The sequence below is a fragment of the Nonomuraea pusilla genome (assembly GCF_900109355.1).
In the GTDB taxonomy this organism is placed as follows: Bacteria; Actinomycetota; Actinomycetes; order Streptosporangiales; family Streptosporangiaceae; genus Nonomuraea; species Nonomuraea pusilla.
The window spans coordinates 1-20832 of record NZ_FOBF01000036.1; the positions used below are offsets into that span (position 1 = coordinate 1).

15 protein-coding genes and 1 pseudogene are annotated in these 20832 nt (G+C 73.0%); 9 read left to right on the forward strand and 7 right to left on the reverse strand.

Annotated elements, in window-relative coordinates:
• Positions 1-130 (reverse strand): annotated as a pseudogene (locus BMX74_RS41110) (IS481 family transposase); the annotation flags it as partial.
• A gap of 245 nt (positions 131-375) precedes the next feature.
• Between BMX74_RS41110 and BMX74_RS41115 the strand changes: the two are divergent.
• From BMX74_RS41115 to BMX74_RS44675, 3 genes are all read left to right on the forward strand, one after another.
• Positions 376-774, forward strand: coding sequence for a DUF6223 family protein (locus BMX74_RS41115; protein WP_055506763.1), 399 nt, complete (start codon positions 376-378; stop codon positions 772-774).
• Between the two features lie 311 nt (positions 775-1085).
• Positions 1086-4580 (forward strand): outer membrane protein assembly factor BamB family protein, encoded by a 3495-nt coding sequence (locus BMX74_RS41120; protein ID WP_218154241.1) that lies wholly within the window; start codon positions 1086-1088, stop codon positions 4578-4580.
• The gene (locus tag BMX74_RS44675) at positions 4577-5860 is read left to right on the forward strand and encodes a hypothetical protein (protein WP_218154242.1); all 1284 of its coding nucleotides are present in this window, start codon (positions 4577-4579) and stop codon (positions 5858-5860) included. Before BMX74_RS41120 ends, BMX74_RS44675 begins: the two co-directional genes overlap by 4 nt.
• Here BMX74_RS44675 and BMX74_RS41130 read toward each other — a convergent pair.
• Positions 5857-6882: a LacI family DNA-binding transcriptional regulator gene (locus BMX74_RS41130; RefSeq protein WP_055506764.1), complete on the reverse strand. Its 1026-nt coding sequence runs from the start codon at positions 6880-6882 to the stop codon at positions 5857-5859. The genes BMX74_RS44675 and BMX74_RS41130 overlap by 4 nt on opposite strands.
• Before the next feature lie 222 nt (positions 6883-7104).
• Here BMX74_RS41130 and BMX74_RS41135 point away from each other — a divergent pair, with 222 nt between their 5' ends.
• The 6 genes from BMX74_RS41135 to BMX74_RS41160 all read left to right on the forward strand — a co-directional run bounded on the left by BMX74_RS41135 (position 7105) and on the right by BMX74_RS41160 (position 14550).
• Positions 7105-8889, forward strand: a complete 1785-nt coding sequence (locus BMX74_RS41135) for a glycoside hydrolase family 127 protein (RefSeq protein WP_218154243.1) — start codon at positions 7105-7107, stop codon at positions 8887-8889.
• Positions 8890-8901: 12 nt separating this feature from the next.
• Positions 8902-10275 (forward strand): extracellular solute-binding protein, encoded by a 1374-nt coding sequence (locus BMX74_RS41140; protein WP_091105846.1) that lies wholly within the window; start codon positions 8902-8904, stop codon positions 10273-10275.
• 4 nt (positions 10276-10279) lie between these two features.
• On the forward strand, positions 10280-11179 hold the full coding sequence (locus tag BMX74_RS41145; RefSeq protein ID WP_055506766.1) for a carbohydrate ABC transporter permease: 900 nt from the start codon (positions 10280-10282) through the stop codon (positions 11177-11179).
• Positions 11176-12072: a carbohydrate ABC transporter permease gene (locus tag BMX74_RS41150; RefSeq protein WP_055506767.1), complete on the forward strand. Its 897-nt coding sequence runs from the start codon at positions 11176-11178 to the stop codon at positions 12070-12072. The genes BMX74_RS41145 and BMX74_RS41150 overlap by 4 nt, the downstream gene beginning before the upstream one ends.
• 6 nt (positions 12073-12078) lie before the next feature.
• Complete coding sequence (locus BMX74_RS41155) at positions 12079-13593, forward strand: Ig domain-containing protein (RefSeq protein WP_091105848.1); 1515 nt, start codon at positions 12079-12081, stop codon at positions 13591-13593.
• Positions 13594-13764: 171 nt separating this feature from the next.
• Positions 13765-14550: an alpha/beta fold hydrolase gene (locus BMX74_RS41160; protein WP_063792261.1), complete on the forward strand. Its 786-nt coding sequence runs from the start codon at positions 13765-13767 to the stop codon at positions 14548-14550.
• Between the two features lie 153 nt (positions 14551-14703).
• On the opposite strand, the gene BMX74_RS44680 is transcribed toward BMX74_RS41160, so the two are convergent.
• The 5 genes from BMX74_RS44680 to BMX74_RS41185 form a co-directional block, all read right to left on the reverse strand.
• Positions 14704-16560 carry a hypothetical protein gene (locus tag BMX74_RS44680; protein ID WP_177227712.1) on the reverse strand — a complete coding sequence of 619 codons (1857 nt, stop codon included), beginning with the start codon at positions 16558-16560 and terminating at the stop codon, positions 14704-14706.
• 116 nt (positions 16561-16676) lie between these two features.
• On the reverse strand, positions 16677-18293 hold the full coding sequence (locus BMX74_RS41170; protein ID WP_256257605.1) for an MFS transporter: 1617 nt from the start codon (positions 18291-18293) through the stop codon (positions 16677-16679).
• Between the two features lie 85 nt (positions 18294-18378).
• Positions 18379-18918: a hypothetical protein gene (locus BMX74_RS41175; protein ID WP_091105851.1), complete on the reverse strand. Its 540-nt coding sequence runs from the start codon at positions 18916-18918 to the stop codon at positions 18379-18381.
• Positions 18919-18984: 66 nt separating this feature from the next.
• A complete protein-coding gene (locus tag BMX74_RS41180; protein ID WP_091105853.1) occupies positions 18985-19608 on the reverse strand; it encodes a response regulator in 624 nt (207 codons plus the stop codon).
• Positions 19605-20792: a sensor histidine kinase gene (locus tag BMX74_RS41185; protein WP_091105854.1), complete on the reverse strand. Its 1188-nt coding sequence runs from the start codon at positions 20790-20792 to the stop codon at positions 19605-19607. The genes BMX74_RS41180 and BMX74_RS41185 overlap by 4 nt, the downstream gene beginning before the upstream one ends.
• Positions 20793-20832: the final 40 nt, after the last annotated feature.

The following is a 20832-nucleotide window of genomic DNA, read 5'->3' on the forward strand; positions in this document are numbered from 1 at the left end:
AGCGGTGCCCGCACTGACGGGAGATGCCCAGTTCGGCGGCGACGTGCGCGACCGGGCGTCCGTCGAACACGACACGACGAACCAGCAGGCATCTGCCATGAAACGTCAGTCGAGCGTTAGCGTGACCCATCAAGACCTCCGTGCGGTGGTGAAGTCGGCAACTCCACTACGCCCGGAGGTCTTCTTCATGATCAATTATCTCAGGCCACGTGTCACCAAGATCTTGGCCAAGTACAGCTAGCGCCGCGTCTACCGCGGGCGCGGTAGATCTCGTGCTGCGTCCGCGGCAGCGAGAGGTGTCTCCGCCGGAGGGATGACCGGCTGTGGGTTCAGCGGACATGGTTCTGTCATCCAGTCGAAACGGAGGAGAGCCTCATGTCCGTCCTGTCCATGCTCGCCGCCCAGGGGGTCTCGCCGGTCTGCACGTCGGCGGCGGAATGCGCGGGCCAGGGGGTGGACACCTTCCTCGGGACCTCTCGGCGGGTCTGGGCCAGCGTCGCCGCGCTGGTGGCGTTGGGCGGCGTGGCCGTCGGCTGGCCGGCGCTGCGTTCCGCCCGTCGTGCCGGCGGCGGGAGGAGGGGGGCCGTCGTGGCCCTGGTGCTGGGGCTGGCCGGCGGGCTCAACGGGGCGGTGAATCTGGCCGTCGCCGACGGCGGTCTCGGCACCGGCAACGGGGTGTTCGGGGGGAGCGTGGCCCTGGTGCTCGGGCTGGTCGGCGCGGTGCTCGGCGGGCTGGCTCTGGCCCGCTCCCGCCGCGCCGAGCCGAACGGCTGACCGCCGCCCGCGCCGAGGCCGCCCTTTCCTTGTGAGAGGCATGGGTGAACTGTTGGGACGAACGGGATGAACATCCCTCCCGACATCTCGGCTGGAAATCCAAACTTGTCTAGTTTTGTCGCGTGTCAACTGCCCCCTTTCATGTCTTACGTACTGTGCGGATCCTCGGGGTGTTCGTGGCGACGCTGGCCGTCACGCTCGGTATCTCCACTGGTCCTGCCTCCGCCCATCTGACTCGTAGCCATGCCGAGTTGGTCGTCAGTACGACCGCCGGAGTGACAAGCGGTCGCTTGGTTGTGCACCGTGACGTCGTGTCCCCGGAACGCGCCGGATCTTGGGCGGGCGAGTTGCTGGGCGGCGGCTGCCCGGTCAGCGCGCACGGGGTCTCCGGCGACAGCGGCGGCCTCCCCGGCGGTGTGGTCATCGAACTCGCGTGGTCGTGCGCCGTCGACAGCCTGGATCTGGGCGGGCTGCTGCGTGCGGGCGGGCTGTCGCAGATCGTGGCCGAGTTCGACGGCGTCACGTCGAACGTGACGGCCTCGCTTCCGCTCGTCGACGCGACCGGCTCGCACGCGCCGCGCTCGCCGTGGCCGTCGCTGCCCCTGCCGGCGCTCCTGCTCGGCTCCGTCCTGGCCGTCACCGCGCTGCTCTGGCTGCGGCGCCGTACCGGATGGCAGGGCGTCGTGGCGGCGGGGGTCGTGATCGCGGTGCTCGCGCCGAGCGCCGCGCAGGCCGCCGCCGACACCCCTGCGGGCGCCACGTCGCCGAGCGCGGCTGCCACCGGCGGCACGCTGGAACTCACCACCGTCAACCCGAAAGCCGGTGACGCGCTCACCTTCCGCTACGCCACCGACAGGTCGGCCGCCCGCAACTGGGTGGGCCTGTACGGCCCGGACGACAAGCCCGGTGACGTCGGCTCCAAGGCCTGGGCGTACGCGCCGCTCGCCGCCGGCACCGTCACGTTGAGCAGCGGCGCCCTCGCAGAGGGGACCTGGAAGGCGTACTTCCTGGCCGACGACGGCTACGCCCCGCTGAGCCAGCCGGTCACGTTCACGCTCGCCGGCCGGGGCGCCGCCGGCGTGACCGTGGAAGGGACGGTCTTCGCCGACCAGGACGGCGACGGCGTCAAGGACGCCAGGGAGAAGGGCCTGCCGGGCGTGTCCGTCACCGACGGCGCGGTGTGGGCGACCACCGGCGCCGACGGCGGCTACTCGATGACCCTCGACCGCAACCGCAGGGAGACCGACCTGGTCAGCGTCGTCTCGCCGAACGGTTACACGCCGGCGCTGCGCGACGACTACGTGCCGGCGTTCTTCCGCGAGGTGCCCGGCGGGCAGGGGCCGCTGAAGGGCCTGGACTTCGCGCTGGTCCCCGACGACGACGCCGCCGACCCCAAGGAGAAGTGGCTGATGGTCTCCGACGTCGAGGTGGGCAACCGCTCCGACGCCGAGGCCAGGAACACGCTGCCGCGCTGGCAGGGGCAGGTCGAGGCGATGTCCGAGGTGCACGGCGCCACGCTGACCATGACCACCGGCGACCTCACGGTGACCGACTACGCGGCCGAGCCTCGCCGCCAGGGCGGTTACGACATCCTGCGCGAGGGCCTGCGCAAGGGCAGGCTCGGACACCCGTACTATCCGGTCGTCGGCAACCATGACATCGGCGGCACCGCCACCTCCACCGGCTACGGTGGCAGCCTGGAGTACTGGCGCAGGAACATGGGCCCCGAGTGGTACAGCTTCGATCGTGGCGGCCGCCACGTCGTGGTGCTGGAGGACAACTACGACTCCAGCGGCCTGGCTCCCCAGCTGGCGTGGCTGCGCGAGGATCTGCGCAGGCACGCGGTCGGCAAGCAGGTGCTGGTCTTCGCGCACCGGTCGCTGTTCACCCGCTGGGGCCCCGGCGCGGGCATGCAACCGACCGTGGACGAGCTGGCGAAGTACGACGTGCGGATGTTCGCGGCCGGCCACAACCAGCAGGCCGAGTTTCGGCGCGGCGCGTTCGCCAGGTCGGTCGAGGTCAACAACATGGGCGTGTACGGCATCGACTCCGCCAGGCCCGACTACAAGATCCTCGACTTCGGCGGCATCACCGACGACCCGGCCACCGAGGAGAACGAGGACACCGGCTACGTCGCGGGCACCCATCGCCAGTTCGACGTCGACGACGACGTCGCGCTGGTGAGCCCGGCTGAGGGCAGCGTCCACGGCGCGAAGGCCGGAGTGCCGGTCGAGCTGTACGCCGAGGACGACGGCCGCACCCCGGCCACGGCCGACCTCACCGTCCGCTTCAAGAACGGCAAGGTGGCGTGGCACGACCGTCGCCTGCAGTTCGGGCGCGAGGTCAAGCCCGCCGGCCGGGTCAACTGCTACACCCCGCCGGGCGGTACGGCGGAGCCGTGCCCCACGGCGCACGTCTCGTGGACCAGGGTCAGCTCCCGGATCACCGGCCTGCACCCGGGCACGTACACGGCGGAGATGGTCGCGGTCGACACCGCCGGGAAGACCTGGCCGACGGTCAGGACCACGTTCCAGGTGCTCGCGGATGGCCGCCTCGACCAGCCCCGGCTCGGTCAGGACTGGGCCAGGCAGGGCGGTGACGAGGAGTCACGCTCGTCGGCGGAGGACGACCCGGGCGCCAGGCTCGACCTGCGCTGGGCGGCCAGCACCGGCGAGCAGTTCCACCTGAACGGCGCGGCCGTGTGGGACGGCAAGGTGATCGTCGCCTCGCAGGCGTTCGACTCGCCGTACAGCATGATGCTGGCCTACGACGGGCTGACCGGCGCGGAGGCGTGGCGGACCTACCTGGACGGCGACGCCGAGTCCTTCCCGGCGGTGCACGACGGCAAGGTCTACCTCACCACCGGCGTCGGCCGTGTCTACGCCCTCGACGCGGGCACCGGCAAGGTGGTGTGGGAGACGATCGACGACGAGCACGTCGCCGGCAAGACCGTACGCCGCTACGGTCGGGCGGGCGGACCGGTGAGCGTCTTCGACCTGCCGGGTCGCTCCGTGGCGGTCTACCAGGCGTGGGACACCGTGGTGTGCCGCGACGCCAGGACCGGCGCGAGGCTCCCGGGCGGCTTCGCCGCGCCCGCCGGCTGGGGCGAGTTCCACAGCGTCGCCGTGCGCAGGCCCGGCGCCACCACCGCCTACCTGCACTCGGGGTCCAGCCAGTCACTGGTCGCGATGGACCTGGCCACCTGCGGGCGACTGTCCTCGGTGGACACCGGCGGCGACCTGTTCACCCAGTCCTCGCCCGCCTTCACCGATACCCAGCTGGTGACCGCGACCTCCTCCGGGGTACGCGGTCACGACCTGGGGGCGGGCGCGAAGGTGCTCTGGCAGGCCAAGCTCGGCACGGGCAGCACCTGCGAGCCCGGGCCGCCTCCGGTGACCAGCCCGGCGACCAGGGGCGCGATGGCGTACGTGGCGAGCGTGGACGGTGTGGTCAGGGCCTACGACACCGCCTCGGCGACTCCCGCCGAGCCGGTCTGGGAGACGCCGCTGGGCTACCTGCCGGGTGAGAGCCCGATGGACGACAAGTGGCGGGTCGCGGCCGGATGCACGGCGGCGGGTCCCGGGTCTCCGGCGATGCACACGCTGGCGACCGAGACCGTGGTCTATGCCACGACCTGGGACGGACGCGTGGTGGCGCTCGACCGGGCGAGCGGCCGCAGGCTGGCCGAGTACAACCTGGGTGCGGGCGTGGCGTCCGCGCTGTCGGTGAGCGGGAACATGCTCTACGCGCTGACCGACGACGGCTCGATCCACGCGTTCGCGGCCACGAGGGTCCGCGGTCAGTGATCGGGACCACGGCACGGGGTCTGGCCCGCCTGCTCGCGGCTGCGGGCGTGGTGGCGCTGTACCTGCTGGGAGCGGCGGGCCCGGGGTGGGCACACCCCTTCGGCCCGCCGCTCGCGGCGAAGGCGACGGCGAGCGGCGACACGGTCGAGGTGACCTGGTCGGCCGCCGCCGACGACCTGGCGCGGCTCGCCCCGCCGGTGGGCGGCTACCTGCGTGAGCACATCGCGGTGTCGCAGGAAGGGAGAGCCTGTCGGCTGGAGGCGGTGCGTGACCTGCCCGCCTCCGGCGCGGTGCTCCGCTTCCGCTGCCCGGCCGCCGTCCGCGCCGTCACGCTCACCATCACCACCCTCACCGACCTGGACCCGGCCTATCGGACGGTGTCGACGACGCCGGGTGGCGGGGGCGCCCTGCACACGGCGGACTCTCCCGCGCACGTGCTGCGTTTCGACGGCACGGGGAGCACGCTCGCCCCGCCGGTTGCCTCTGCCGTGTGGACGGCCGAGCTGTCCTCCCTGGTGGGCAGCGACGTGGTGCTGCCGCTGGCGCTGCTGGTCGCCCTGGTGGCCGGCGCGGTGCACGCGTGCGCGCCGGGGCACGGGAAGACGCTGACGGCGGGTTACCTGGTGGGCGGCAACGGCAGGACGCGGGACGCGGTGCTGCTCGGGGTGGTCGTGGCGGCCATGCACACCGTGTCCGTGGCCGTGCTGGCGGTCGGCTGGTGGCTCATGACGGACAGCGCGCCCTCCCTGGGAGCGGTGACGCGGTGGTTGCAGCTGGCAGGAGCGCTGGTCGTGCTCGGCGTCGGCGTCGGTCTCCTGCGCCGCCACCTCCGTCTCCGCCCGACCCACGGTCACGGTCACGGCCACGGCCACGGCCACGGCCACGGGCACGGGCACGGGCACGGGCACGGGCACGGGCACGGGCTTGGTCATGGGCACGGCCACGCGGAGTCGCTGCTGACCTGGCGTGGCATCGTGACGATGGGCGCCTCCGGTGGGTTGCTGCCCTCACCCTCGGCCTTTCTGCTGCTGCTCACCGGCCTGCTCACCGGAAGGGCGGGGTTCGCCCTCGCCATGGTCGCGGCCTTCGGCGTGGGGATGGCGGTCACCCTGGCGGGAGTCGGCATCGCCGTCCTGCGAGGCGGGAACGCGCTGATGAGCAGGGCGAGATCAGCGCGGCTGCGGCAGTGGATCGGCCGCCTGCCGCTGATCGCCGCCGCCCTGGTCGCGGCGGGCGGCCTGGCCGCCTCGGCGATGGCGGTCGCGGCCCTGACGGGTTAGCCGCGCCTGGTGGACTCGCGGAGGACCAGGGTGGCGGGGACGGTCAGGACGCCGGAGCGGGTCGGCTCGCCCGCGATGGCGTCGAGCAGGTGGGCGGCGGCGGCCCTGCCGATCTCGCCGAGGTTCATGTCCACGGTGGTGAGCGGCGTGCGGCAGCCGAGCGCCATCGGCTCCCAGTTGTCGAAGCCGACGAGCGCGACGTCCTCGGGCACGCGCCTGCCGCGCTCGCGCAGCGTCTCGGCGACGCCGCGGGCGATCTGGTCGCTGCCGCAGAAGATGGCGTCGACGTCGGGTGCGGCGTGCAGCAGGATGTCGGCGCCCTGGCGGCCCCACTCCTCGCTCCAGTCGCCGTGGAGGACGTCTCCGGCGACCCGCAGCCCGGCCTCGGAGAGGACGCCGGTCAGCCCGGCGGCGCGGCGGCGCGCGGCCTGGAAGCCCTGCGGGCCGGTGACGTGGCCGACGCGGGTGCGGCCGGTGGCGAGCAGGTGGCGGGCGGCGAGCGCGCCGCCGCCCTCGTCGTCGGGGATGATCGACAGGTCTGACTCGTCCTGCGACTGCGTCATGGCGTAGACGACGGGGACGGGCAGGTCGCGGCCGATGCTGGGCCGGGGCTCGGTGCGCCTGCCGGTGACGATGATGCCCTCGACGCGCCGGGCGAGCAGGCGTTCGACGTAGTGGTGCTCTCTGATCGGGTCGTCGCGGGTGTCGCACATGAACACGGAGACCTGCCCGGCGCCCAGGGCGTCCTCGGCGCCGAGCATGACGGGGATGCTGAAGCGGCCGAAGCTGTCGCAGGTGACGAGCCCCACGGTGTACGTGCGCCCGGCGAGCAGCCCCTGGGCGAGCGGGTTGGGACGGAACTCGAGCTCCTCGGCGGCGGCCATGACGCGGGCCCTCGTCTCCTCCCGCATCCTGCCCACGCCGTTGAGCGCCTTGGACGCGGTGCCGATGGAGACTCCCGCGGCGGCGGCGACGTCTCTGATGGTCACCGTCCTGCCGGTCTCGTGCGCCGAGTTGGACAACCGTTTTCCTCCTTGACCCGACAGCATGTTAGCCCCCGAATACGTGATCGCAAGACCCCTTGACCCGTCCTGTGTGACATTCTACTCTCCCATCGAGAAAACCTATTCCCACTTTTTCTCGTTGGGAGCATGATGGCCGTCCCCGAACAGACCGTCCCCGAACAGATCTGTGGCCCCGCCGTGCCGAGGGAAGGCGCCCGCCGGCCGTTGAGCGTGCGGGACGTGCGGATCACCGGTGGCCCGCTGGCCCGCTGGCAGCGGACCAACCGCGAGGCGAGCATCCCGCTCGGGCTGCGGCAGATGGAGCGGTCTGGGGCCGTGCCCAACCTCAGGCTGGCCGCGGGCGAGGCGGAAGGGGAGTTCAAGGGCTACCGCTTCCAGGACTCCGACCTGTACAAGCAGCTCGAAGCGGTCGCCTGGGAGCACGCCAGGCAGCCCGCCCCCGAGTACGAGGAGTTCGTCGCGGAGTCGGCCGCGCTGCTGGCCAGGGCCCAGCGCCCCGACGGCTACCTGAACTCCCACTACCAGGTGGTCAAGCCCGGCAAGATCTACGCGGAGCTGGAGTACAGCCACGAGATGTACTGCGCCGGCCACCTGTTCCAGGCGGCCGTGGCCGGGGCCCGCGCGGGCACCGACGGCCGGCTGCTCGACGTGGCGCGGCGCTTCGCCGACCACCTCGTCGAGGTGTTCCTGACCGGCGGCGACGACGGCATCGACGGCCACGCCGAGGTCGAGACCGCGCTGGTCGAGCTGTACCGGCTGACCGGGCACCGGCCGTACCTGGAGCTCGCGGGCAAGCTGGTGGACAACCGCGGCAAGGGCCTGATCAAGGACAGCGGCATGGGCATGCTGTACGCCCAGGACCACCTGCCGGTCAGGGAGGCGGACACCGCCGTCGGGCACGCCGTCCGCCAGCTCTACCTGGAGGCCGGCGTCGTGGACCTCTACCTGGAGACGGGCGACGAGTCGCTGCTGGAGTGCTCGGTGCGACGCTGGGAGGACCTGGTCGCCACCAAGACCTCCATCACCGGCGGCCACGGCTCGCGCCACGACGGCGAGGCGTTCGGCGAGCGCTACGAGCTGCCGCCGGACCGCGCCTACAACGAGAGCTGCGCCGCCATCGCGAGCATCCACTGGAACTGGCGGCTGCTGCTCGCCACCGGCCACGGCCGCTACGCCGACCTGATCGAGCGCACCCTCTACAACGCGTTCGCCGCGTCCACCTCGGCCGACGGGGTGCGCTTCTTCTACGTCAACCCGCTGCAGCGCAGGAGCGACCTGGTCGAGGACGCCTACCTCGGCCGGCGCAGGGAGTGGTTCGCCTGCGCCTGCTGTCCGCCGAACATCATGCGCCTGGTGTCGTCGCTCGGCCACTACCTGGCCACGGCCGAGCCGGACGGCCTCGCCGTCCACCAGTACGCCGAGGGCCGCATCGTCTCCGGCGACGTCGCCCTACGCGTCGAGACCGACTACCCGTGGGACGGCAGGATCGCCGTCACCGTGGAGCGCGCCCCCGGCACCGAGTGGTCGCTGCGCCTGCGCGTGCCCGCCTGGAGCGCCTCCAGCTCGCTCACTCCCGGCGAGGACGGCTACGCCGTGATCCGCCGGGCCTGGAAGCCGGGCGACACCGTCGAGCTGGAGCTCGACATGACGCCGCGCCTGGTGCGGGCGCACCGCCGCGTCGACGCGCTGCGCGGCTGCGCCGCCGTCGAGCGCGGGCCGCTCGTCTACTGCTTCGAGCAGGCGGACCAGGAGGCCGCCGTGGACGACCTCGCCCTCGTCCCCGGCGCGCCGCTGCGCGTCACCCCCGTGGACGACCTGCCCGGCGTCGGCAGGACCGTCCTCATCCAGACGGACGCGCTGGCCGTGACCGAGCCGGAAGGCGGCCTGCCGTACCGCACCCACCATGTCGCGACCACCACCGGCGTGACCGCCACCGCGATCCCCTATCACCAGTGGGACAACCGCGACGGCGGCCCCATGCGGGTGTGGATCCCCCTCGCGTAAGGACGAAAGCTCATGAGAAGACGTGATCTGTTCAGGATGGGCGGCCTGACCGCCCTCGGCGCGGCGGCCGCCGCGTGCGGCGGTGGCGGTGGCGGCGCGGGCGCGCCGGGGGCCGTCGAGCTGCAGTTCATGTACTGGGGCTCGACGTTCGAGCAGAAGGCCGTGAACAAGATGCTCCAGGCGTTCGAGCGGAGCAAGCCGGGCCGGAAGGTCAAGCCGCTGTTCACACCGGACGAGTACGACGTGAAGCTCAACACGCTGGTGGCCGGCGGCAGGGTGCCGGACGTCGGCTACGTGCCGATGGCGATGTCGTTCCGACTCGGCGAGCAGGGCAAGCTCGTCAACCTCTTCCCCTACCTGAAGAAGTACCCGCAGCTCGCCGGCTACCTGCCGGACGCCTACCTGTGGTCCGGGCAGGACAACCTGCACGGCGTCGCCACGGCGAACGAGATCGAGCTGCTGTGGTACAGCAAGTCGGCGGTCGCCGAGGCGGGCATCGCGCCGCCGCCCGCCGACGCGGCGAACGCGTGGACGTGGGACCAGCTCGTCGAGAACGCGTACAAGCTGACCGTCGACCAGAACGGCAGGCACCCGGACGAGTCCGGCTTCGACCCGAAGCAGGTCAGGCAGTTCGGCATCTCCAGCAGCATCACGTACGGCGCCGCCTGGTACGGCTTCCTGCGCGGCAACGGCGGCGACATCGCCGACGAGCAGGGCAGGAAGTGCCTCTTGGACGCGCCGGAGGCGATCGAGGTGTTCCAGAACCTCCAGGACCTCGTGTACAAGCACCGGGTCGCGCCGGGCCCCGGCCAGCTCGCGGCGACCGGCGACGACGTGCCCGGCACGAACATCCTGCTGAAGACCAAGCGCGTCGCCATGGTCGTGGACGGCCACTGGAGCCTGCTCGACATGAACGAGAGCAAGGTGGACTACGGCATCGGCGTGCTGCCGAAGTACGGGGAGCCGTTCACGGCCAGCCAGGTGGCGGGCGCGTCGGCGGTGTTCGCGGGCACCAAGCACGTGGAGGAGGCGGTGGAGCTGTTCGCCTTCCACATCGACCCGCGCTACGTGGACCTGTACCAGCAGGGCCTGTGGATGCCGCAGGAGAAGAAGTACTACGAGGACCAGGCGGCCATCGACTCCTGGACGAAGAACGCCGCGCACCCGCAGGAGTTCCGCACCGCGGTGGTGGACTACGCCCGCGACCACGGTGTGCCCGACTTCCGCAACCGGCTGAAGAACCTGTCGGCGATCTCCAGCGACCTGCTCACTCCGGCCCTGCAGGAGCTGGAGACCGGCAAGCGGTCCGCGGCGGAGGTGCTCAAGGAGGTCGCGCCGAAGATCACGGCGCAGCTCCAGGGCTGGCACCACACGCAGGAGCTGTGACGGGATGGCCGCGCTGTCCGGCCAGCGGCGCCTGGAGCGCCGCTGGGGCCTGCTCATGGCCCTGCCCGCGATCCTGGGGTTCGTGATCTTCACGGCGGGGCCGATGGTGGCCTCCCTCGTGTTCAGCCTGAGCGACTGGAAGGTGGGCGGCTCGCTGGAGTACGCGGGCCTCGACAACTACGCCAGGCTCGGCGGCGACGACCTGTTCTGGCAGTCGCTCGGCTCTACCACCTACTACACGCTCGGCGCCGTGCCGCTCGTCATGATCGTCAGCTTCGCGGTCGCCATGCTGCTCAACCAGAAGGTACGCGGCCTGGCGGTCTGGCGGACCGTCTTCTACCTGCCGACGCTGGTCCCCGCCATCGCGAACGTGGTGCTCTGGATCTGGATCTTCAATCCCGACTTCGGGCTGCTCAACTCCCTGCTCAGGCAGGGCGGGCTGCCCGGCGGGATGTGGATCTACGGCGAGTCCACCGCCATCCCCTCGCTCATCATCATGAGCACCTGGGGCTTCGGCAACACCATGGTGATCTTCCTGGCGGGTCTCCAGGGCGTGCCCAGGCACCTGTACGAGGCCGTCTCCATCGACGGCGGCGGGCCCTGGCACCGCTTCTGGCACGTCACGCTGCCCATGATGACCCCGACCATCTTCTACAACCTGGTGGTCGGCGTGATCGGCACCTTCCAGGTGTTCAACCAGGCGTACGTGATGACCGAGGGCGGTCCCAACAACGCCACCCTCTTCTACGTCTACTACCTGTTCCGCAAGGCGTTCAGGGAGAGCGAGATGGGGTACGCCAGCGCGCTCGCCTGGGTGCTCTTCATGATCATCATGGTGGTCACCTTCCTCATGTTCCGCAACGCCCGCCGCTGGGTGTACTACGAGATGGCGGGAGCCCGATGACCACCCTGACCGCCCCGCCGCGGCCCAAGAGCGTCGCGCCCGTCCCGGCGCGGCGCGGGCCGAGGAAGTACGGCAAGGCCCTTACCTACGTCGCGCTGACGGCGGGGGCGATCCCCACGCTGCTGCCGTTCGTCTGGCTGCTGCGCAGCGCCCTCATGCAGGACAGCCAGATGTTCATCGCGCCGCCGCAGTGGATCCCCGACCCGTTCCAGTGGTCGAACTTCACCGAGGCGCTCACCGCGCAGCCGTTCGGCCGCTACTTCGTCAACACCGTCGTCATCGCCGTCGTCAGCGTCGTCGGCACCGTGCTGACCTGCTCGATCGCCGCGTTCAGCTTCTCCCGGCTGCGCTGGCGGGGCAGGAACGTGGTGTTCGCGCTGCTGCTGAGCGGCGTCATGCTGCCGTACGCGGTGACGCTCATCCCGACCTTCGTCATGTGGCAGGAGCTGGGCGCGCTCGACACGATCCTGCCGCTGACGGTGCCGAGCTGGTTCGCCGGCGCGGGCGGCGGCGTGTTCAACGTGTTCCTGCTCAGGCAGTTCTTCCTGACCATCCCGTTCGAGCTGGACGAGGCCGCCTACATCGACGGGGCCTCGCCCTGGCGGGTCTACTGGACGATCGTCATGCCGCTGTCCAAGCCCGCGATCATCGTGGTCACCATCTTCACCTTCATCGGCACCTGGAACGACTTCCTCGGCCCGCTGCTCTACCTGAACAGCGAGGAGAACTACACGCTCTCGCTCGGCCTGGCCTCGTTCCAGAGCATCTACATCACCCAGTGGGGCTACCTGATGGCCGCCTCGGCCGCGGTCATCGCGCCCATCATCGCGCTGTTCTTCTTCCTCCAGCGCTACTTCATCGAGGGGGTCACCCTCACCGGCATCAAGAACTGAGGTGTCATGAAACGATCAGCCGCCGTGCGCCTGCTCCCGGCCGCGGTCACCCTCGCGCTGGCCGCCACCCTGTCGGCGCCCAGCCCCGGGCTCGCCGAGCGGCGCGCCGCCCCACCGCTCGACGTGTACGACATCTTCTACCGCAAGGTCAACGACTACGGCGTGCAGCTCGTGGACTGGGAGGGCTACCTGGCCAACCCGTACGTCGAGCTCACCGTGCGCGCGCCGAAGACGCCCGGCGTCGCCTACCCGCTGAAGGTCGAGCTGAAGGCCGAGGGCACCTCGCGGCTGATGTTCAACCTGCCGAGCGAGCTCACCGCGACCGGCGCCACCAAGTCGTTCACGCTCACCGGCCCGGCCGACCGCGAGGTCGTCCGGCTCGCCATCCACTCCAAGCAGGGGCCCGGCCAGGACGAACGGCACCGCTGGATCATGAGGACGACCGACGCCACCGGCGCCGCCGTCACCCAGACCATGCCGATCATGGTTCAGCAGGACGAGAAGAAGAAGCTCGAACCCACGATCCCCATCGACTTCGACTACCGCTACGACACCGTCACCGGCTACTTCTCCGACCCCGGCGTCCGCCAGGCCGCCGAGACGGCCGTGCGCAACTGGTTCGCCTTCTTCGACCTCAAGCCGTTCGACACCGTGCCCGCCGGCGACGAGGTCAGCCACCTGCCGGGCGACGACTGGCAGAACGAGGTCCAGACGAGCAACGCCAAGCCGTACAACGGCGTCTACGTGTTCTTCCGCGGCATCCAGCGGCCCTACTCCACCGGCTATCCGGCCAACAACGGGAAGTTCCACACCGTGGACGGCAAGCCGACGCCGTACCACCGGTCGTACTCGATGATCCTGGAGTACGACGAGGAGCTGATGAAGCTGTTCACGTCGCTGGCCGACGAGGACTGGTACAAGACCGACCTCGGCCAGGTCATCGACGTGCACGGCCTGGTCATGCACGAGTTCGGCCACGCCGTCGCCTTCCACGACTGGTGGAAGGGCATGGCGGACTACGTCGCGAGCAAGGGCGAGGACGACCGGGAGGTCATCGGCTACCAGGGCTACCCGGTGCCGCTCGACACCAGCTACCACGTGCCGGGCAACGAGCCGTACTGGGACCGGCTGAGCGGGCAGAGCGGAGGCTGGCACCACTTCTTCCCCACCCGCCGGTGGGAGCTGACCAAGCTCAGCCTCCTCATCGCCGAGAACGCGGGGTGGAAGCTGAACAGGAAGCTCACCCCGTTCCTCAAGCCGTCGATCGAGACCGCGTCGCTCCCCGCCGCCAGGGCGGGCGCGGCCTACTCGGGCAGGCTGAAGGCGAAGGGCGGCGTGCCGTTCTACGACTGGCAGGTGGTGGACGGGGCGCTGCCGGAGGGGCTGACGCTCGACAGGTTCACCGGCGAGATCAGCGGCAGGCCGGCCGCCGCCGGGTCGGCCACGTTCACCGTGCGGCTGCGTGACTACGACCGGCTCAGCACGCCGGTGACCAAGGCGTACACGCTGACGGTGGGGTGAGCCGCCGGCTGTGACGTGAGGAGGAGGGCCGGCCGGGCGCCCCGGAGCGGTGCCCGGCCGGCCCTCGGCACGAGACATCTCGGGCGGACGGGCGCGGCCCGATCGGTGTTTCCTCCCGGATGATCGCGGTGTGCCATGCTGAGGGTGCACATGCCTATAAAGGGGGCCAGAATGGGACAGATTTCGCGTCCGGGTGCCGTGCTGACGTACGAGGAGCACGGTGACGGCCCGCTCGCCGTGTACGCCCACGGCATGCTGGGCAGCAGGGCGTCCGACGCCAGGACGGGGCTGCTGAACTGGCCGTCCGTGGCCGAGCGCACCGCCCGCAGGGTCGTCGCGTACGACGCCCGCGGCCACGGCGAGTCCACCGGGCGCGCGGAGCCCGCCGACTACCTCTTCCCCGCCCTCGCCGACGACCTGCTCGCCCTCCTCGACGAGGTCGGCGACGGCGCGCCCGCCGCCGGCGTCGGCGCGTCCATGGGCACGGCCACCCTGCTGCACGCCGCGCTCAAGGCGCCGGGCCGGTTCGACCGGCTGGTGCTGACGATCCCGCCGACGGCCTGGGAGACCCGCCCCGCCAAGGCCGAGGAGTACCGGCGGCTCGCCGACGTGATCGAGCAGCACGGCGTGGCCGAGGGCCTCGCCAAGGCCGCCGAGGGGGCCGAGATCCCCGAGATCTTCCGCGACCTGAACGTCCCCCCGACCCTGCCCGACGTCGCCGAGGACCTCCTGCCGTCCCTGCTGCGCGGCGCGGCCCGCGGCGACCTGCCCGCGCCCGCCGACCTGGCCGCGCTGACCCTGCCCGTGCTGATCCTCGCCTGGGACACCGACCCCGCCCACCCCGTCTCGACCGCGGAGCGGCTGCGCGAGCTGCTGCCCGGCAGCACCCTCCACGTGTCGCGGCAGGCCACCGACCTGGTGAGCTGGCAGCCGAGGATCGTCGAGTTCCTGTCCTAGGCGACCGGGTTCGGGGAGCCGGCGCGCCGCCTGGAAGGACGTGCGTGAGCACGGATGGCCGCCTTCGCCCGGCGCGCCGTCCCCCCGAGTGTCCGGCAGGGCGGTACGTGACCGAGCATGCCCGGCTCCGCCCCCGAGCGACAGGGTCGAAGGTCACCTTCCGCCCGCGCCCGCCCGGCAGGACGGGTTCCCGGCGTTCGTCCAGAGGGTCCAGCCGCCGTCCCTGCCACCCGGTGCCGCCACCGTCCACGGGGACGGGGGAGCGCCCGCGTCCCACGGCACCACCGCGCCGCACGCGCCCGCCGGGGGAGCCCCGCGGCGGCCGTCGAAGCGCTCCAGCTCCGTCCACCACACCCGGTACGTCAGCGGCACCCACACGTTCCACCGCACCCGCGTGTCCAGCGCCACCCGGCCGGGACCGGGCGCGGGCAGCCAGTCCCTGCCGGGCGGGGGCGCCGCGGCCGGGGCCAGGTGCACCACGAACGCCACGTTGACCACCGCCAGCACGGCCGTCGCGAGCCGCGGCCCGGGAGCGGCCACGGCCGCCGCCGTCAGGCAGGCCAGCAGGGCGAGCGCCGCCCATGACGCCCCTGCGAGGTCCAGCCTGTCACGCACCCCGTTGAGGAACATCACCTCCGGGAAGTCGAAGGCGATGAAGGCGTACCGGTGCAGGCGGTCGCCCGCGTACCAGGCGGCCAGGCCGCCCGCCGCCGCCATGAGCGCCGCGCCCGCCACGGCGTGCGCCACCACGGCCCCGCGCCGGGCCCGTACGAGCACCAGCAGCCCGGCCAGCACCCAGGCCGTCGCGACGCAGGCGAGGTACCGGCCGTAGGCGTAGTTGCCCACCCGGTGCTCGTCCGGCAGGGCGGCCGAGGAGGCGTACGCGACGCCCAGGGTCAGGGCGAGCAGCGCGGCGGCGGCCACGCGGTGGGCGGGCGGGCCGGACCGGCGCGCCACCAGCGTCACCGCGCCCGCCAGGCCCACGCCGGCCAGGCCCCAGGTGCCGGCGATCAGGTACCAGAGCTGGCCGAGCGCCCCCGACACCGCCCACGCCTGGCCGTCCAGGGTGGTGAGGCGGGAGACGAGCAGGCCCGACAGATCGCGCGGGCCGTCCGGGTACAGGCCGGCCGACAGCGCCCGGTTCAGCAGCATCCCCGCGCCCGCCACCAGCACCGCCGCCCCGGCCGCCACCCCCGCCCCCCGCCACGTCGCCGGGGTCGCCGGAGCCGGGGTCGGAGCCGGAACCGGAGCCGGGGTCGCCGGAACCGGGGTTGCCGGAGCCGGAGTCGGGGTCGCCGGAGTCGGGGTCGGAGCCGGGGTCGCCCGAGCCGGGGTCCGGCGCCGGGTGAGCAGCAGGCGCGCCGCCGTCAGCAGGCACACCGCCAGCAGCACCGTCAGCAGCACCGTCCCGCGCAGGTGCACCGCCATGGCGTACCCGGCCAGCGCGCCCGCCGCCGCGCCCGCCCTGACCGAGCCCGTCCTGACGAGGTCGTGCACGGCGACCAGCCAGCCCAGCACCAGGGTGGGCAGCACCGCGTCGGCCAGCGCCAGCCCCGAGAACAGCAGCAGCGACGGCGACAGCGTCGCCGTGAACGCCGCGACCGCCGCGAACCGGCGCCCCACCTCCAGCCGTCGCAGCAGCAGGTACGCCGGCAGGAACGCCCCCGCCGCCACGGCCGACCCGATCACGACGACCAGCCGGTACGCCGTCACCGGGTCGTCGGTCACCCAGAACACCGGGACGAGCAGCAGCGCGTACCCGCCCTGGTAGAACGTCGAGCCGCTGAGGTCGCCGCCGACGCCACCCGCCAGCCATCGGGCCGCGACGAGGTAGCCCGTCTCGTCCGGGTTCGCCACCGGGCCGGTGTGGTCGCGGAACAGCCACAGCCGCAGCAGCACCTGCGCCAGCCACCCGCCGAGCAGCAGCAGGCGCCACCCGCGCCGCGGCCGTGCCCCCGCCACCGGAGCGGACGGCCTGGCCGGCGCGCGGGCGATGGACGCGATCGACATCTTCCCTCCCCCTGACCGGTGCCGGGACGATCCCGGCACCGGGAGAGGGAGTCCAACAGAAGCCCGATAACCCCCATGTCACCTGATGTGGTTATACGGAGGTTATGCACCCCGCGTCAGGGGCGTCGCACCCGCCGCTCGCCCCCGAGGCGTCGCACCGGCCGCTCGCCTGAGCCGGGGGAGGACGCGGGGCCCGGGGCGGGCGCCGTGGAGGCGCCCTCCGGAGCGAGGCCGCGCCGGGCGACCGCCGCCGACACGGCCCCGGCCACCAGGAACGCGGCCACCAGCGCCAGGGTCCCCGCGAGCCCGTACGAGAGGTAGACGCCGCCCAGCCCGGCCACCGCGAGCACGGAGGCGAGCATCGGCCCGGTCGAGTTGATCGCGGACACCGCCGACGCCCGCGCCGCTCCCGCCACCGCCGACACCTGCGCGATCAGCGGGCTGTAGGCCGCGGCGTGCCCCGCACCCGCCGCGAACAGCAGAGGCGCCGTCACCGCCGCGGGCCACGCCCCGGCGAGAGCGGGCGATCCCACCGAAGGGGACAGGCCCACCGCCCCGGCGACCCCGCCCGCCTCTGACAGCCCGCCGGCCTCTGGCAGCCCGCCGGCCTCTGGCAGCCCGCCCGCCCCTGGCAGCCCGTCCGCCCCTGGCAGGCCGGTCAGGACGGCGAGGGCCACCGCCACCGCCGCGAACACGAGCGGCCCCGCCACCGGCAGCGCCGCCCGCGCCCTGGCCGGCAGGTGCGCCCACGTCAGGCTCAGCGCCGCGAACCCGCACGCGTACGGGACGAACGCCAGCCCCGCCGCGAGCGGCCCGAAGCCCAGCTCCTCCTGCAGGTGCAGCGTGAGCGCGAACAGGAACGCCGTGTAGCACGCCATCACCAGCACGCACGCCAGCAGGCCGGGTCCTGCGCCGCGCAGCCGCAGCACGCCGAGGTCCAGCAGCGGCAGCCCGCCGCGCGCGGCCAGCCGCGTCTCGGCCGCCGCGAACCCCGCGAACAGCACCCCTCCGGCGGGCAGGCAGAGCCACGTCCAGAGCGGCCAGCCGTGCTCCCGGCCGAGGACCAGCGGCACCAGCACGGCGGTCATGGCGGCGGTCAGCAGCGCCACGCCCGCCAGGTCGAGCCTGGCGGCCGTGCGCTCCGCCCGGGGCAGCAGCCGCGCCCCGGCGAGGACGAGCACCACGCCCACGGGCACGTTCACCAGGAAGACCGGCCGCCAGGACAGCCCCAGCAGGTCGGCCCCCACCACCAGCCCGCCCGCGACCTGCCCGGCCGCCACGCCGAGCGCCAGCACCATCGAGTACAGCCCGACGGCCCGCCGCAGCGCCGCCCCCGACCGCCGCAGCCGGATGAGCGAGAACACCTGCGGGATCATCAGCGCCGCCCCGGCGGCCTGCGCCACCCGGGCGGCCACCAGCAGCGGCGCGTCCGGGGCGAGGCCGCACAGCAGCGACGCGCAGGTGAACCCGGCCAGGCCCGCCAGGAACGCCCGCCGGTGGCCGAGCAGGTCGCCGAGCCGCGCGCCGGTGACGATGAGCACGCCCATGGCGAGCAGGTACGCCGACACGACGAGTTGCAGGGCGACGCCGGACGCGCCGAGGTCGCGCTGGATCGCGGGCAGGGCGACGTTGACGATGGAGCCGTCCATGGAGGCCATGGCCTGACCGGTGAGCAGGACGGCGAGCAGGGCGCCCGGACGTCCGGGGGCCTGCTGGGCGGGAGGATGCGACACGCCCGCCACCGTGCCGCACCTGGCGCCGCCGGTCTTGAACATCCTTGCGCCGCGCCACCGGGACGCGCGGCGCGGGCGCGGACGGTCAGCCGCCGGGTCCTGTGGGGTTGAGCGGCGCCATGTCGCCGTGCTCAGGAAGGTCGCCGCGCTCCACCGGGGAGTGCGGGGGAGAGGGCGTGCCCGTGCCGACCGCCGGACGCGCCGACTCGGCCGCCTGCTTCAGCACGCCCCGCTCGACCTGGCCGACGTCGCAGATCAGCCGCAGGTGATGGTCCTCGCGGACGGCCGCGTACTCCTGCCGCCCGCCGTCGACGGTGAACCAGCCGGTGCCGTCGCGCTCGCAGGTGCCCGAGCACCGGTACGGCCCGCGATCGACCCGCATCTCCACCCGCCTGCCGTCGGGGGAGGTGTAGAACGCGCCGAACCCCTCTTCGTTGATGCCGCCCACCGACTGCTCGGCCAGCTCGTACCCGGGGAGCTCCACCACGTACATCAGGTCGGGCGCCGCGCCCTGCCGCAGCGCCTGGTCGATGACGTCCTGGCTGAGGGCGCCCGCGGTGCCGCAGCCCGCCACCAGCGCGAACGTCAGCCCGAACGTCAGCGCCGCCGTCTCCTTGTGCCGCACTCTGCCTCCCGCACCGTCGATCACCCTGCCGCCAGTATCGCCTGTGCCTCGCGGGCGCGAGCCGGGTCAGGGGAGGCGGATGAGGCGGCGTTCGACGGCGGCGGTCACGGCGGCCGTGCGGGTCTCGACGCCGAGCTTGCCGTAGATGTGCACCAGGTGCGTCTTGACCGTCGCCTCCGTGATGAACAGGCGCCTGGCGATCTCCCTGTTGCCCGCGCCGCTCGCCAGCAGCTCCAGGATCTCGACCTCGCGCGCGCTGAGCGCCGTGCCGGGCTCCCGCATCCGCCGCATCATCCGGGTCGCCACCCTGGCCGACAGCACGGTCTCGCCCCTGGCGGCGGCGCGGATGCCCTGGAACAGCTCCTCCGGCGGGCAGGCCTTGAGCAGGTAGCCGGTCGCCCCCGCGTCGACGGCCCGCATGAGGTCGGCGTCGGTCTCGTACGTCGTCAGCACGAGGACCTGCGGCGGCGACGGCAGCGCGCGGACCCGCCTGGTCGTCTCCACGCCGTCGATGCCGTCGCCGAGCTGGAGGTCCATGAGCACGACGTCCGGCTCGCGGGCGGCGATCCCGCGCAGCGCCTCCTCGCCGCCGGCGGCCTCGCCGACGACCTCCATGTCGGTCTCGCCGCCGAGCAGCGCCACCAGCCCGGCGCGGACCACGGGGTGGTCGTCCACCAGGAACAGCCTCATCGCGCCTCCTCCCGGCCCCACCCGGCGGGCACGGCCGTGGCCACCCTGGCGGCCACGGCCGTGCCCTCGCCGGGGACGCTTTCGACGGCCAGCGTGCCGTCGACCTCGGCCAGCCGGGCGCGCATCGCCCGCAGTCCGAACCCGCGTCCGGGCGCCGGCGCGGGTTCGGCGAAACCGGCGCCGTCGTCGAACACGTCCAGCGTCACCTCGCCGTCCAGGTAGGACAGCGTCACCGTGGCGGCGCGCGCGCCCGCGTGGTCGCGGACGTTGGCCAGCGCCCCTTGGGCCACCCGCAGCAGCGCCGCCTGCACGTCGGGTGCCAGCGGGTAGGCCTCGCCCTCCTGACGGAAGCGCACCAGGGGCCCGGAGTCCGGACCGGAGGCGTCGGCGGAGTGCGCGCACAGCCGGGCCAGCGCCTCGGGCAGCGAGCCGTCCACCAGGCCGGGCGGCTGGAGGTCGCGGACGAACCGCCGGGCCTCGTCGAGGTTCTCCGCGGCGGCCGCGGCGGCGCGGCGTACGTGCGCGCGGGCGAGCTCGGGGTCGGACGCCCACATGCGGTCGGCGGCCTGGAGGAGGATGCCCATGCTGGTCAGCCCCTGCGCCAGCGTGTCGTGGATCTCCCTGGCGAGCCGCTCGCGCTCCTCCAGCACTCCGGTACGGTGCCTGGAGCCGGCCAGCGTGCCGCGCGTGCGGACGAGGTCGTCGATGAGGAGCTGCCGGGCCGAGCTCTCGCGCTGGAGCTCCCAGAACACGACCGCGGTCATGGTGGCCACGCCGATGGGTGCGAGGATCAGGCTGACGTCCACCTCCCGCGCGATCTCCAACTGCGCCGCGATCACCACGAGCGTGAGCGCCGCCGCGGCGACGGCGAACCCGCGCGCGTTCAGCAGCCGCAGGCACACGAACAGCAGGGGGACGGCGCACCAGCTGAACGACGGCGCGAGGACCACCAGCGCCAGCCACACCGCGGAGACCCCGCCCAGCCAGACGAGCCGCCGGAGCCCGAGACGGCTCCAGAGGGCGATGCCGGCCGCGTAGGCCAGGGCGAGCAGCCCGGCGACCGCGAGCGCCGCGACGGTGCGCGGGACCAGGTCGTGCCGCGACACCAGCCGCAGGGCGGAGGCCAGGAGCAGCAGGTAGAACCCGGCATGCATGGCCCAGTTGAGCCAGACGCGCTCCCTCATCGCCCTCCTCCCCAGCGGACCTGCTCCCCGACCGTACCGG